Consider the following 14,154-nt stretch of genomic DNA (forward strand, 5'->3'; position numbering starts at 1 on the left):
TGCAGCAGCTATGAAAATCGTTGATGGGAAGGTCTTTGTCTGTTCTCCTGGCCGCAACTTCGTTACGCTCAAGCTTTACACCGACGAGGGGATCTATGGTCTGGGCGATGCTACGCTCAACGGCCGTGAATTGGCGGTGGTTGCTTACTTGGAAGACCATGTGATTCCCTGCCTGATTGGGCGCGATCCGTTTCAGATCGAAGACATTTGGCAATATTTGTATCGTGGTGCTTACTGGCGGCGAGGCCCGGTGACCATGAGTGCCATCGCTGCCGTTGATATGGCGCTTTGGGACATTAAGGGCAAGGCGCTAAATACGCCCGTCTACAATTTACTGGGTGGGCCCAGCCGCTACGGCGTGATGGTCTACGGCCACGCCAGCGGCAACGATATCGAAGAGGTAGTCGACGAAGTAGGACGCTATTTGGAGATGGGCTACAAGGCTGTCCGTGCCCAGTGCGGCATTCCCGGATTGCCGAGTACCTACGGCGTTGGCCGAGGTAAGCTCTTCTACGAACCGGCCGAAAAAGGCCTGCCCCCGGAAAACATCTGGTCTACTGAAAAATACCTGAACTTTATCCCTAAGCTGTTTCGGCGGCTGCGCGATGTGTATGGCGATGAGGTGCACTTGTTGCACGACGTGCATCACCGCCTGACCCCGATCGAAGCAGCCCGGCTCGGCAAAGAACTAGAGCCTTACCACCTGTTTTGGCTAGAAGACCCTGTGCCGGCCGAGCTGCAAGAGGGGTTCCGCTGGATTCGCCATCATACGACTACACCCCTAGCGGTGGGCGAGGTTTTCAACACCATTTACGATGCCCATTTGCTGATTACCGAACAGCTTATTGATTATTTGCGGACGTCGGTTTTGCGCGGTGGAGGCCTCACCCATATGCGTAAGGTGGCTGCATTGGCCGAGCTCTATCACGTACGTACAGGCTTTCACGGCGCTACTGATCTTTCGCCCATCACCATGGCGGCAGCGCTGCACTTCGATTTGTGGGTACCCAATTTTGGGATTCAAGAATACATGCGGCATACACCCGAAACCGACGAGGTTTTTCCCCATGCCTACTTCTTCAAAGAAGGCTACCTGCATCCAGGGGATGCTCCGGGTTTGGGTGTAGACTTCAACGAGGAGCTAGCTAGCCGTTATCCTTATGTGCGGGCGTATTTGCCAATCAACCGTAAAGAAGACGGCACAATGTTTAACTGGTAAGTTGCTATGCGACACGAAATTGTAGCCGATCTAATTGCACGGGGTGCGGTGGCTGTGATTCGAATGACCGATACCGAACGGCTGCTGCGTGTGGTTGAAGCCATTTGTGCCGGGGGCGTGACGGCTATCGAGATTACGATGAGCGTGCCGCGAGCCTTTGAAATGATCGAAACGGTTGTTCGGCAGCTGGGCGACGCGGCGCTTGTAGGTGCCGGAACGGTACTCGATGCCGAAACAGCCCGGCTGGCTATTGCTGCCGGCGCCCGTTATGTGGTCAGTCCGGTCTTTAAACCCGAAATCATCCAGACAGCGCATCGCTACGACGTCCCTGCACTGCCTGGAGCTTTTACGCCAACCGAGATTTTGGCTGCGCACGAAGCCGGAGCCGACATCGTGAAGGTTTTCCCTGCCGACGTAGTCGGCATGGCCTTCTTCAAGGCGATCAAGGCGCCCATGCCACAACTGCGGTTAATGCCTACAGGGGGTGTAACGCTCACCAACGCAGGCGACTGGCTACGGGCTGGGGCCTGTGCCGTGGGCGTGGGTAGTGCATTGCTGGACCAGAAAGCGATTGCTGAAGGACGCTGGGAAAAACTGACCGAAAATGCCCGTACGCTTATGGCAAGCATTAGACAAGCCCGTGCTGCATGAACCCAATCTAAAGATGTGCTATGAAAGTCGTTACTTTCGGTGAGATCATGCTTCGGCTCTCTACGCCAGGCTTTACGCGCTTTGTGCAGGCTGCCTCGTTTGACGTAACCTTTGGCGGTGGCGAGGCAAACGTGGCCGTTTCGCTGGCCAACTACGGCCTGGAAAGCTATTTCGTCACCAAGTTACCGAAGCACGAAATCGGCCAGGCGGCTGTGAATCACCTGCGTCGCTTTGGCGTGCATACCGACTACATCGTGCGGGGAGGCGAGCGTATCGGGATTTATTTTCTGGAAACTGGTGCCAGTCAGCGCCCCTCTAAGGTGATCTACGATCGCGCGGGTGCTGCCATTACCACGCTGGCAGCAGGGGAAATCGACTGGGAACGTGTATTCGAAGGGGCACGCTGGTTTCACTGGACCGGTATTACACCAGCGTTGGGGGAAACGGTACGGGAACAGCTCCGCCTGGCCTGCCAGACGGCCCGTCGGGCAGGCGTAACCATCAGTGCCGACCTGAACTACCGGGCCAAACTCTGGAGCGTTGAGGAAGCGCAGCGCGTCATGCGCGCGCTCATGGAGTACGTGGACGTATGCATTGCCAACGAGGAAGATGCTGAAAAAAGCCTTGGCATCAAGCCCAAAGGCGTAGATGTGGAGACGGGAAAGCTCGACGAGGCGGCTTACGCGGAGCTGGCTCAGGAGCTTAAGCAAACGTTTGGCTTTCAGGCTGTAGCCATCACGTTGCGTGAAAGCTTTTCGGCCTCAGTCAACGGCTGGAGTGCGTTGATGGTGGATGACCGGGACTGCCGCAGCCCGTACCGCTCGCGTCGCTATGAAATCCAGCTTGTCGATCGTGTGGGCGGTGGGGATGCCTTTGCCGGTGGGTTGATCTACGGGCTACTCACCAAAAACGATACGCGACAGGCTTTGGAATTTGCCGTGGCTGCCTCGTGCCTTAAGCAAACCATCCCTGGTGACTTCAACCTGGTCAGTGCCGATGAGGTTGAAAAGCTGGCACGTGGGGTCGGCTCGGGCCGCGTCGAACGCTAAACTCCAAGGCCCAAAAGGCGGAACGCTAAGGCGACGGACCGGCGTTTGACGATCCGTCGCCTTATTCGATTTGCGTCCAAGAACCATGTCGCTGCCTGTTACAGCCGTTGTGATTCACTACCAGACCCCCGATCTGGTAGACTTAGCCGTTCGCTCTTTTCGGCAGTGTTATCCGGAGGTGCCGCTCTTAATTGTGGACAACGGCTCGCAGGATCACTCCCGCCAGGTCATTGAAGCTTTGATCACCACCGTTGGCGGTCCTACACAAGCACTTTGGATGCCCCGGAATCTGTATCACGGGCCGGCCATGCATCGAGCCATGGAGGAAGTCGATACCCCGTACGTGTATTTTTTTGACAGTGATACTGAGACGCATCGCGGGGGATTTCTAGAGCCTATGATCGCGGCACTAGAGGCCGACCCAATGGCTTACGGGGCTGGGCGTGTAGTGACGGTCGACCGACGCCGCGGTTTCCGAAAGCCTGAAGGCATGCCCGTGCTTGCTACACCCTACATGCTCTTGCGGCGCGTGTTGTATTTCCGACTGCCTCCTTTTATCCATCATGGACTGCCGACCATCGAAAACTTTCGGGCAGCTGAGCAGGCAGGCTATCACCTACTCCCCTTCCCTATTGAGACCTATGTGCACCACTTAGGGCGAGGTACGGCCGGTCGCTACGGTTATGGACTGGGTTGGCGTAGCCGCTTAGCCTATCTGCTTGAACGACTAGGACTTTGAGCTTTAACCCTCTTGTTTTCTAGGAAGGATGTGGCCATCTTAAGGGACACCCGCGAACCTTATTCAGGGGTATGGCCATGCGCTACTGGAGCTTACTGGTTGCTGGAGGTGGGGCAATCCTTATAGCTTGCCAACTTACGCCCAATCCTAACGTCACGCGCTGGACCTTGGTTGAGCTATGGCAGCTACACGACAGCTTAGCCCGACCCGAGTCGGCGCTGTTTGATGCAGCGTCTGGGGTGATCTATGTATCGAACATAAACGGTGGGCCCCTCGAGAAAGATGGAAACGGCTTTATTAGCCGCATCTCGCCTGAAGGTAGGTTGCTTGAGGCCCGATGGGTAAGCGGATTGCATGCACCCAAAGGTATGGCACTTAGCCGAGGGCACCTTTACGTGGCCGACATCGACACCCTTGTTGAGATCGACGTGGCCACAGGACAGATTACGGCCCGTTATGGTGCACCGGGAGCCCGTTTTCTTAACGATGTCACGGTTGATACGACCGGAAACGTCTACGTGTCCGATTCGCAAACGCACCGCATCTACCGATTGCAAGGCGATGCGATGGAAGTCTGGCTCGAGTCGCCGCTGCTGCGTTCCCCCAACGGACTCTATGCCCTCCCGACCTATCTGGTGGTAGCTGCTGCAGACAACCGTGCTGAAAATCCCGGAGCGCAGCGCTATTTACATGCCGTTTTCTATGCCGAACGCACCATACGTCCTTTCGGCGCTACACGGCCGCTTGGGGGACTTGATGCTGTTGAACCGGCTAATGGCGGATTCTTTTTGTCTGACTGGGGAGCAGGCCGCCTCTTCTTCTATGACGTGACGATCGACTCCCTCCAACTATTGGCCGAAATCAGCCAAGGTACGGCCGATTTCGACTATGTACCCGAGCAACAACGGCTTTACGTGCCCGTGATGATGTCGGACCGGCTCATAGCCTATGAGGTCAGGCCAAGCAAAGAAGAGTAGCGTTCTACATGAGTTTTCTCGGCCTCTTTAGAAGGGTTTTTGTGTCCTAGACGGTGCGTACCGGTGGAGAGCAAACAAAAAAGCCGTGCTCAAGCAACACGGCTTTTTTAGGGTCGGGGCGGCCGGATTTGAACCGGCGACCTCTTCGTCCCGAACGAAGCGCGCTACCGGGCTGCGCTACGCCCCGAATACGTAGATCCCAAATATACACCAAATTGCCTTGGGGTTCCAGGGTGAAATAGGTCTGGCTGCCTAAGTTCAAAGCGAATTAATCGCTGTCACCAAACTGGGCGTACATGGCTTCGATGAGTTCGGCATATTGCGCTTCGATCTGTCGGCGGCGGGGTTTAAGGGTAGGTGTAAGCAAACCATTTTCTACAGTGAACGGCTCGCGCAGCAGGCGAAAGGCTCGGATGCGCTCGTGGGCTGGCGCTTGGCGATTGTACTGGCGCAGGCTGTGCTCAAATAGCCCCAAAACTTGGGGGTGAGAAAGCAGTGCTTCATCGTCCGTCACAGAGAGGTTTTGCGATTGTGCATATTGGCGGAGTGCTTCGAAGTCGGGCACAATCAGCGCAGCCAAAAATTCTCGCCCCTCACCTAGGACGACAATCTGGTCAATCCAGGGCTCCTGCTTCAGCTTTTCCTCAATAGGCCCAGGGTAGATGTTTTTGCCCCCGCGCGACACGATCATGTGCTTGATGCGGTCGGTAATCACCAAATAGCCCTGATCAAAGCGACCGACATCGCCGGTGTGGAACCAACCATCAGCATCAAACACTTCGGCCGTGGCCTCTTCATTGTTCCAATAGCCCTTCATCACATTTGGGCCTTTGACCAGGATTTCGCCTTCTTCCGTACTCAGGTTGCTGGGGTAGTCGTCGCCTGAAAGCTGGCCCACAATAGCGCCATCGCTGAGCCGTTGGATGGCGATGGTGACGCCGGGAAGCACCCATCCCACGGTACCAAAGCGCGGTCGATCCATAGGATTGACGGTAAGCACCGGTGCGGTTTCTGTGAGGCCGTAACCTTCGATGATGGTAATGCCAGCAGCCAAGAAAAACTCACCAATATGTTTGGGCAGTGCTGCCCCGCCTGAGACAGCAAAGCGCAGCTTACCTCCTAGGCGTGCATGCAGCTTCTGGAAAACCAGTCGATGCGCCAGGCGGTGTTGCGCCTGCAAAAAAGGCCCAGGCGTACGGCCGGCAAGACGAAGTTCGGCCACCCGACGACCCACCGAAAGCGCCCAGTTGAAGATTTGCCGGCGCAGCGCAGGGCCTGCTTCGATCGCTTTGTGCATCGCATTGTAGACGCGTTCAAACAGCCGCGGCACAGAAATCATTACCGTGGGCTGCACTTCGATCAAGTTTTGCCCAAGCGCCTCGATACTCTCCGCATAGGAAATGCGGGCACCGCAGGCCATAACTGCCGTGTAGCCTGCGGTGCGCTCGAACGAGTGGCACAACGGGAGAAACGAGAGGTGATGATCCTCAGGGCCAAAGTCCACGCGCTGCAAAGCAGCCTGCACGTTGGTGCAGAAATTGCGATGCGTAAGCATGACGCCCTTGGGCAGGCCTGTAGTGCCACTGGTGTAGATGAGGGCGCTTAGGTCGTCGGGCTGCACTTGGTCGGCTAAAGCGCTTAGCTCAGCGGCGTGCGCTCTCCAGTAGATGGCTCCTTCAGCAAGCACTGTTTCCCAAGCACGCACAAAGGGCGGGTGGTCCTTGCGCATTTCGCTGAGGGTGATGATCTCCTCCAAGGCCGGGCATTCGTTAAAGACCGACTCGGCTTTGCGAAGCTGGGCAGCCGAAGAAACCACCAAGATCTTTGCTCCGGAATCTTGCAGAATGTAGCCTACCTGGGAGGCAGGAAGCGAGGTGTAGAGCGCCACGTTGATGCCCCCAAGCAGCTGCGTAGCCAAATCTGTAATGGCCCACTCTGGACGGTTTTCAGAAAGAATGGCCACGCGGTCGCCTTTGCGCACGCCCCGCTGATAGAAATAACCCGCCAGGGCATGCACAGCGTCGGCCAGTTCCTCCCAAGTAATATTCACCCAGTGTTTGGTGCGCTTGTCTTTGTAGGAGAGCGCCGGTCGCTGCAGGCCTTGATAGTGGGCAATAAGCCGATGAAATAGCTGCGGGATGGTTTCAAACGCTACAAGCGCAGGCATGACGTTCGTCTTGCGGTTCGTGGTAGGCCTGCTACAAACTATGCGATAGATCGCGAAAAAACAATTTGGGGTTCAGGCATCCACCCCAATGGCCTCTGAGAGCGAGCTGAAGCCATCGCGCGAGAGCAAACGCAGCAAGCCTTGCTTGATGCGGCGCACGAGCTTGGGTCCTTCATAGACCAAGCCGGTGTACAGCTGCACAAGAGAGGCGCCAGCGCGGATGCGCACGTAGGCCTCTTCGGCTGAATCGATCCCACCCACGCTAATCAGCGGCAATTGCCCATCGGTTAAGCGATACAGGTAAAACAGCAAGCTGCGCGCGCGGTGGGTCAGCGGAGCTCCGCTTAGGCCACCAGGGCCAATGCGGGCGAGCACAGCAGGGTCGGTACGCAAGCCTTGACGATCTGCAGCCGTGTTGGTGGCTACAAAGCCTGCAATGCCGTATGTTTTAGCCACCGCTACGATCTCTTCAAGTAGGCTGTCAAAGATGGTTTGGCCAGAAGGCGGGGGAGAAAGCTTTAGCAGTACAGGCACTGACAGGCCCAAATCCCGACGGGTGGCAAAAATCGCTTGCAGCAACGCTTCCAGTGCCTCTGGGTCCTCAAAGGTCTTGCCCTCAGCCGTGTTGGGACAAGAAATGTTCAGCGTCACGTAATCGGCCAGTGGGGCCAGACGCCTGAAGCTTTCGCAAAAGTCCATGATGGCAGCCTCGCCAAGCACCCTTGGGTCATGCGTTTTAGCCAAATTGATGCCTATGGGTCGGCTATGGCGCAAGTGAGATAAACGCTGGGCGATACGTACCGCCCCGTCGTTGTTGAGCCCCATACGGTTGATCAGGGCCCGATCTTCAGGAAGGCGAAACAAACGTGGGCGCGGATTGCCTGGACTGGGGCGCGCGCTGACTGAACCTACTTCTACAAAGCCAAAACCTATGGCTTCCCAAAAACGCACTAAGCGTGCATTTTTGTCCATGCCAGCGGCTAGCCCAATTGGATTGGGGAACGTAATTCCCCAACACGTAACAGCCAGGGCAGGATCTTCAAAGGCCAAAAATGGCCGCACTAGCCAGGGTGAGAGCGGCTGCAGACCGCGAGCAATCCCCAAGGTGAGCCGATGTGCTTGCTCGGCTTCCAAGTGAAAAAGCAGAGAACGAAGTAGATGGTACATAACGCCTCCAACCATAGCGCCTCCTTTCAAAGATCAGGCAGAAGTCTAGGATCCCTAAAGCCGAGGTTGTGCCGGTTGAAAAAACAAGCAACAAGTCAGGGAAAAACCGTATCTTAAGCTTGAGTCTAAGCAAACGCGTTTTATGAAGCTTCCCCTTTTTTTGGTCGATGCGTTTGCAGAGCGACCGTTTACGGGAAATCCTGCAGCAGTATGCTTGCTCGACCGAGCGCGCTCAGAAGACTGGATGCAGCGGGTGGCGGCCGAACTGAACCACTCCGAGACGGCTTTTTTACTTCCCGAAGGGGAAGGATTTCGCCTGCGGTGGTTTACGCCGGTGCACGAAGTTGACCTGTGTGGACATGCCACGCTGGCCAGTGCACATGTGCTGTGGGAAACGGGATGCCTTGAGCCAGAAGAACCCGCCGTTTTTTTTACGCGGAGCGGCCGCCTAACCGCCTGGCGTGCTGAAGACGGAATGATATGGATGGATTTCCCGGCAGAGGCCCCTGTGCCATGCGAGCCGCCCCCTGAGCTGTTGCTGGCGCTGGGACCAGTAGAGGTGCGCTACGTTGGTCATAATCGTATGGATTTTTTGGTGTTGCTCGATGCGGAAGCAACGGTGCGGTTGCTCAAGCCCGATCTGGAGCGCTTGCAACAGGTAGACATGCGGGGTCTTATTGTGACCGCTTTAGCCGAGGAAGAAGGCGTCGACTTTGTGTCGCGTTTTTTTGCGCCGCGCTTGGGCATTCCAGAAGATCCCGTAACCGGTTCGGCCCATTGCTGTTTAGGGCCGTTTTGGGCTAAGCGGCTAGGGAAGACGCACCTGTGTGGTGTGCAAGTTTCACCCCGAAGTGGTCGCGTAGCCGTCGTGGTGCACGACGACCGGGTTCACCTGGGTGGATGGGCGATTACGGTCTTAAGTGGCAAACTGCTGGGGGACTGAGTTTACCAACCCGGTACCAGTTGTGCTCCCAGATACCAGCCTTTGTCTGGCCGCTGGAATGGGTACACGTAGAACAGTTCCAGCACCATCGCTCCCAGGATGTTGAAACGCGTCGAAATGCCCGTGCTGAATACCGGGACGCGTTCGGCGGTTACACGCTTGAACTTCCACACGGGCAGGCTATCTTTCGACCAGGCTACGCCGGCGTCGGCAAAGAGCGAAAGCTCGGTCGGAAGATAAGGAAAATTGATTAGGCCAAACCGTTCAGTCCCAAACAGCGGTAGGCGCAGCTCCATGCTGGCTACGGCGACATGGGTACCAAACAGTCGGGAGACTTCGGCACAGTAGCCGGTTTGTGGATCCGGGGTGCAACGCTCATTGGGCTCAAGCGAATAGAAGCTGTAGCCGCGCACGAACGTCAGCGTACTGCCATAGCCCAAGTATTCTTGGGCAAAGGACAGTTCGTTTGGACTTCGGGGGGTGGCGCCGTAGTTGCCTACATGGGTAAGCCGCATGGCAAACGTCAACGGCCGCAAGAAAAAGTACTTGCGGCCATCGACAATGACCTGCACAAAACGTTCGGTGCCGATCATGGGGGCTAGTTGCAGCCGGTAGCGGGCACCGCGAACAGGCGAAGTAAACCCGAAAAACGAAAAGTCTCCGACAAAAGCCGTAGCGGCCTGGAAAAAGTAAATCGGACTAGGTGCGGGCAAGTTTTGCGTCGCGCGTCGATACCCAGCACCGTAAAGGTAGTAGATTTCAGCGTCGTAGTCGAAGCCGTAGCGCTGAAAGCCTACCATGAGCTCAAAGCGCTGCGTTGTGTTCAGCGGATAGTAACCAATAGCGCCAGCTTCATCGATGTAGATGCGCTGTAAAAGCTGCACGTAGCAGGGCACTTGCAGTCCGGTAGCTGGATCGAGGCAAACCGGATCGAGATAGGCATACCCGTACAATAAGGGGATATGGCTGACCAAAGCGCCATAGTTTAAACGGCGCCCTTGATTGAGGTAGATCACTTGGCCACCGATGTCTTTGAAGGTACCGTTGGCCTGGGCTACAACAGCCAGCTGCTGGTCGCCTAGCATGTCGCTAAAGAAGAAGCCCACGCCACCAGCAATCATGGTGCCAAAGGGGCCACCGATCGAAGCCCCAAAGCTTGGGGGTGCTACGTAGTCGAGCTGCAGGCGACGCCGGTAAGGCTGGGGCCGCAGCGCCAACTCGTCGGGTAGTCCTGTAAGTGGATCGTTTAGGTAGCTGCTGACCAAGCCTTGCGTTGGGGGTTGCAAGGGAGGCAGAATGCCTGCGCTGGCCAGTCCAGCTTTCGGCTCTGGTTCGACGGGTTCACCTTGAAGTTGATTGGGTTCTAGGGAGAAGACCAGGTACTGGTTATTGGTAAAGACCGAAAACGCCATGCGGCCGTTTTGGGCGGCTACGCTCATAGCGGGCGAGATGCTGGTGATGCCGCTAACGCCCGTTTGCAGCTTTGTAATGCGGTAGACGGCGCCAGTGGCCAGCTCCATCCGATAGATGTCTTTAAAGCCATCGTGGTCAGAGATAAAGTACAGGCTGCGGCCGTCGGGAGAAAACTGGGGGTTAATTTGCTGACCGTTACGGAAGGGTCGAAGTGGCCTCACCTGGCCCGTTTCTAGGTCTAATAGCGCCAGACGCTCTTGTCCATAGCGCAAGATGTCGAAGTCGGTCCCGTCGGGCCCACGGTCGGATACAAACGCAATGGTGCGACCGTCGGGACTCCAGGCTGGCTGCAAGTCAGCATAGCGGTCGTCGGTCAACTTGCGGACCTGGTTGGTCTCCAGCTCGAGCAGGTACAAGTCGCTAATGCCGCCCTCAAGGCCGGAGAAAGCGATCTTACGGCCATCGGGAGACCAAGCCAGGTTATGGATGGCGCCTACATGCTCGATGTTGATGCGGCGTTCGAGCTTTCCCGTGCGCAAGTTCCAAATGGCGATTTCATTGCCTCCGCGGGCAAACGTGATAAATGCAAAGCGCTGACCGTCGGGCGACCAAGAACCGGAAGAGTTAATAAAGCGGATGGCGTCAAAATGAGGGTTGCCAGCACTGCTGCTTAAGCGCCGGAGTACTCGGCCAGTTTCAGCATCAGCCAAAAAGAGATCGATGGTAAACAGATCTCGCTCCGAAAGAAAAGCAACGTAACGTCCATCCGGACTTAAAGCAGGGGCCAAATTAATTTCGCCAGCATCCAGGTCAGGTGCCAGCACCTTACGTCCGGCCTGGGTAGGCGGCGTACGGTCCTGAACTAAAGGGAGATAGGTGTTTTTGACGACCTGAATCCATTCTTTGGAAAGCGAATCCGGTGTGATGCCCAACGTGATGGAGATGGCTGTATCGACACCGACAATTCCGCCCAGCTTGTAGAGGTTGGTTACGGCCTGATCTCCATACTTGCCACCGATATAAGCCAGATAAGCTTGGCCGTAGCGGTAGGGAAAGTAGCGGTAGCCACGCGTGAGCTGCTGGATCGTAGGCAAGTCGTCGCGCAGTGCAGCATCGCGCAGCCACATTGCTGTATGCGGATCGTTGCGACCCAGCGAGAGGTACTCGGCCATGCCCTCGACTAGCCAGAGCGGGAGCAGGGCTAGGTTAAAGCGGCTAAGGCTATCGGAGCGGTTGAGCGCAATGTCGTATTGAAAGGAGTGCACCAGCTCATGGCCCAACACGTGGTCGTTTTCGCGGTAGATGCCCGTAAAGGGCATAATGACGCGTTCTTTGATCGATTCAGTGACGCCCCCTGTCCCTTCACCGATTTCGCCGCTAATAGCATTGGTTTGATGAAAATCAGCATCATCGGCATAGAAGATAATTGGCTTGCGCTCGCCGAACTCGTGCAAAAACGTACGGCTGTGGCGTTGATACCAGCGTTCGGCCATGCGTGCGGCGTCACGCACGGCCAGCTCGGTTTCGGGGTAGTAGTAGATCTCAAAGTGCGGCGTGCGCAGCACGCGCCAATTAAATCGTTCATACTGCACTTTATTGCGCCCGAAATACTGAGCCGTAGCTGGGACCGTCCAGCAGGCAACGAGCAGCAGCGCGCCAAAAAGACGAAAAGCACGCATGATGTTTTTGCGTCTGGGCTTTAAGTGCCGGCCTTTACGTAAACTCCAAACGTAGCAGATTGCATAGGGTTCTGCAACCCGCAAACATTTGCTTTACACAAAAAGTACACCATTGCGTAGGCATTTCCCCTAGGGTTGCCTTGTGTCCAATAAACGCTAAAGCCGGTACCTTTTGTATAGCTTGTAGGCATTTCCCCTAGGGTTGCCTTGATTCCCCGCAAAGAGAAGAGGTGCAGCGCATGGTGGAACAGGAGGGCCTTTAGCGTCTTCAAAGCTTTGCGTTAGATAGGCAAAGGCGATGGTTGACTACCGACTTCGGGCGAGGATTTTTATTGGGGTTATCAGTGTGTTACTTGGAGTGCTGCTGCTTCGGCTGGTCCAGATGCAGCTGGTGCAGACCGAGCTTTACAGGGGCGAGTCGCGCAGCAGTGCCATTCGAGAGCAGCGTGTTATGCCGGCGCGGGGGGCAATTTTCGATCGAAACGGTGTGCTCCTGGTCGACAGTGCACCGGCCTATTCGTTGCTGATTACACCGCGCTATTTTGACCCCAAGAACATCCCGCTGCTGGCGCAGCTTTTAGGCGTTCCGGACTCGGTTGTAGCGAACCGCCTAGCGCAAGCCCGTGCTTGGAGTGCCTATCGGCCTAGCAGGGTATTTACCGACTTGTCGTTTGAGACCTTTAGCCGGGTAGTCGAGAATCTGTACCGACTGCCTGGGGTGCAGTATGAGATCGACCAGCGTCGACGTTATCACACACCAGCACGGGCTGCTCATGCCTTGGGTTACGTGCGGGAAATTACGCGAGAGGAGCTTGGCCAGCTGCAGCAAGAAGACTATGCCATGGGCGATCGCATCGGTAAAGCAGGCCTGGAGAAGTTCTACGAAAAGGCCCTGCGCGGCGTGCCTGGGCGTGCCTTTAAACTGGTCAACATTCACGGTCAGGAGATCAAGCCCTATCGCGATGGTGCTGAAGATACGCCCCCTATCAGCGGCTACGACCTTCACTTGGGACTGGACTACCGGGTACAAGCCTTAGCTGAATCGCTTTTTGTGGGTAAGCGGGGTGCTGCCGTAGCACTGGATCCGAACAGCGGCGAGATCATTGCGCTGGTCAGCATGCCCGACTTTGATCCAGAGATCTTTGCTAGGTCTGTAGATCCGGCTACCTGGCACTACCTGACCAGTAGTCCTGAAAAGCCCATGTTCAACCGGGCTACGATGAGCGGTGTGCCCCCGGGGTCGACATGGAAGCCGTTTATGGCGCTTGTTGGACTTCAGGAAGGGGTGATCACCGAGCGCAGCACCATTTACTGCGGTGGCGGGTATCTACTTGGCGGGCGGCTTTTCCGTTGTCACGGCGGGGCCCATGGGGCGCTTAGCGTGCGAGAGGCCATTCAGTATTCGTGCAATACCTACTTTTTTACGGTGATGATGCGTCTTGATGTAAACACCTTCCGCCGCTGGGCTAACCGCTTTGGTTTTGGCGTACTGGCTCCCATGGATATTGCTGAACAGAATCCGGGCCTTATTCCCGATTCAAACTATTACAACCGGCGCTATCCGAGGGGCTGGACACCGGGCTACACGATCAATCTGGGCATTGGTCAGGGGGACATGACCGTAACGCCTATGCAACTGGCACGCTATGTGGCAGCGATTGCCAATGGAGGGACGCTCTACCCCCCGCATCTCGTACGCAAGCTGGTACATCCCGAAACCGGCCAAGAGCTTCAGCCTAAGTTGCCCCCTGCGGAGCACATTCCGATCAAGCCTGAGTACTTTGAGATCGTTCGGGAGGGCATGCGGCGTGTCATGGAAGCCGGTACAGGCCGCTGGGTGCAGCTTCCTGGCATCCCTAGCGGGGGGAAAACAGGTACAGCCCAGGCTCCTGGAGGCCGCAAGGATCACTCGCTGTTTATCATGTTTGCACCGTTTGATGACCCGAAAATCGCTATTGCCGTACTGGTGGAAAATGCAGGTTTTGGAGCCACGGTCGCGGCGCCTATTGCTAGCCTGATGGCTGAACTTTACCTGACCGGTCAAGTTGCTACCACGCCCCAGCGGCGTTACATGCTGGAGCATGTGCTGCGTCAGCGCAGCCAGCCCCTAAGCGAAACCCCTGTCGTGCAAGCAGCAGCCTCACAATAGC

The 14,154-nt window shown here is 56.3% G+C and carries 10 protein-coding genes and 1 tRNA gene; 7 read left to right on the forward strand and 4 right to left on the reverse strand.

Going from position 1 to position 14,154, the window contains the following annotated elements; all coding sequences use genetic code 11:
• The first annotated feature begins 10 nt into the window (after window positions 1–10).
• From manD to J8E65_RS07190, 5 genes are all read left to right on the forward strand, one after another.
• Complete coding sequence (gene manD, locus J8E65_RS07170; protein ID WP_210375070.1) at window positions 11–1,219, forward strand: D-mannonate dehydratase ManD; 1,209 nt, start codon at window positions 11–13, stop codon at window positions 1,217–1,219.
• A gap of 6 nt (window positions 1,220–1,225) precedes the next feature.
• Window positions 1,226–1,870, forward strand: a complete 645-nt coding sequence (locus J8E65_RS07175; protein WP_210375075.1) for a bifunctional 4-hydroxy-2-oxoglutarate aldolase/2-dehydro-3-deoxy-phosphogluconate aldolase — start codon at window positions 1,226–1,228, stop codon at window positions 1,868–1,870.
• A 20-nt stretch (window positions 1,871–1,890) separates the two neighbouring features.
• A complete protein-coding gene (locus tag J8E65_RS07180) occupies window positions 1,891–2,919 on the forward strand; it encodes a sugar kinase (RefSeq protein WP_210375077.1) in 1,029 nt (342 codons plus the stop codon).
• 85 nt (window positions 2,920–3,004) lie between these two features.
• The gene (locus tag J8E65_RS07185) at window positions 3,005–3,658 is read left to right on the forward strand and encodes a glycosyltransferase family 2 protein (protein WP_210375079.1); all 654 of its coding nucleotides are present in this window, start codon (window positions 3,005–3,007) and stop codon (window positions 3,656–3,658) included.
• A gap of 71 nt (window positions 3,659–3,729) precedes the next feature.
• Entirely contained in the window at window positions 3,730–4,635 is a 906-nt protein-coding gene (locus tag J8E65_RS07190; protein ID WP_237181771.1) for an SMP-30/gluconolactonase/LRE family protein, read from the forward strand.
• A gap of 113 nt (window positions 4,636–4,748) precedes the next feature.
• Here the strand turns inward: J8E65_RS07190 and J8E65_RS07195 are convergent.
• The 3 genes from J8E65_RS07195 to J8E65_RS07205 all read right to left on the reverse strand — a co-directional run bounded on the left by J8E65_RS07195 (window position 4,749) and on the right by J8E65_RS07205 (window position 7,969).
• Window positions 4,749–4,822: transfer RNA gene (locus J8E65_RS07195), tRNA-Pro, on the reverse strand.
• An 81-nt stretch (window positions 4,823–4,903) separates the two neighbouring features.
• Window positions 4,904–6,802: an AMP-dependent synthetase/ligase gene (locus J8E65_RS07200; protein ID WP_210375081.1), complete on the reverse strand. Its 1,899-nt coding sequence runs from the start codon at window positions 6,800–6,802 to the stop codon at window positions 4,904–4,906.
• 72 nt (window positions 6,803–6,874) lie between these two features.
• On the reverse strand, window positions 6,875–7,969 hold the full coding sequence (locus J8E65_RS07205; protein WP_210375083.1) for a quinone-dependent dihydroorotate dehydrogenase: 1,095 nt from the start codon (window positions 7,967–7,969) through the stop codon (window positions 6,875–6,877).
• 142 nt (window positions 7,970–8,111) lie between these two features.
• On the opposite strand from J8E65_RS07205, the gene J8E65_RS07210 reads away from it, so the two are divergent.
• Window positions 8,112–8,912, forward strand: a complete 801-nt coding sequence (locus tag J8E65_RS07210) for a PhzF family phenazine biosynthesis protein (RefSeq protein WP_210375084.1) — start codon at window positions 8,112–8,114, stop codon at window positions 8,910–8,912.
• A gap of 2 nt (window positions 8,913–8,914) precedes the next feature.
• On the opposite strand, the gene J8E65_RS07215 is transcribed toward J8E65_RS07210, so the two are convergent.
• Complete coding sequence (locus tag J8E65_RS07215) at window positions 8,915–12,004, reverse strand: BamA/TamA family outer membrane protein (protein WP_210375086.1); 3,090 nt, start codon at window positions 12,002–12,004, stop codon at window positions 8,915–8,917.
• Between the two features lie 298 nt (window positions 12,005–12,302).
• On the opposite strand from J8E65_RS07215, the gene mrdA reads away from it, so the two are divergent.
• Window positions 12,303–14,153 carry a penicillin-binding protein 2 gene (mrdA, locus tag J8E65_RS07220; RefSeq protein ID WP_210375088.1) on the forward strand — a complete coding sequence of 617 codons (1,851 nt, stop codon included), beginning with the start codon at window positions 12,303–12,305 and terminating at the stop codon, window positions 14,151–14,153.
• The last annotated feature ends 1 nt before the right edge of the window (window position 14,154 follow it).

Origin of the sequence: Rhodothermus bifroesti (assembly GCF_017908595.1) — a bacterium.
GTDB classification, from domain to species: domain Bacteria; phylum Bacteroidota; class Rhodothermia; order Rhodothermales; family Rhodothermaceae; genus Rhodothermus; species Rhodothermus bifroesti.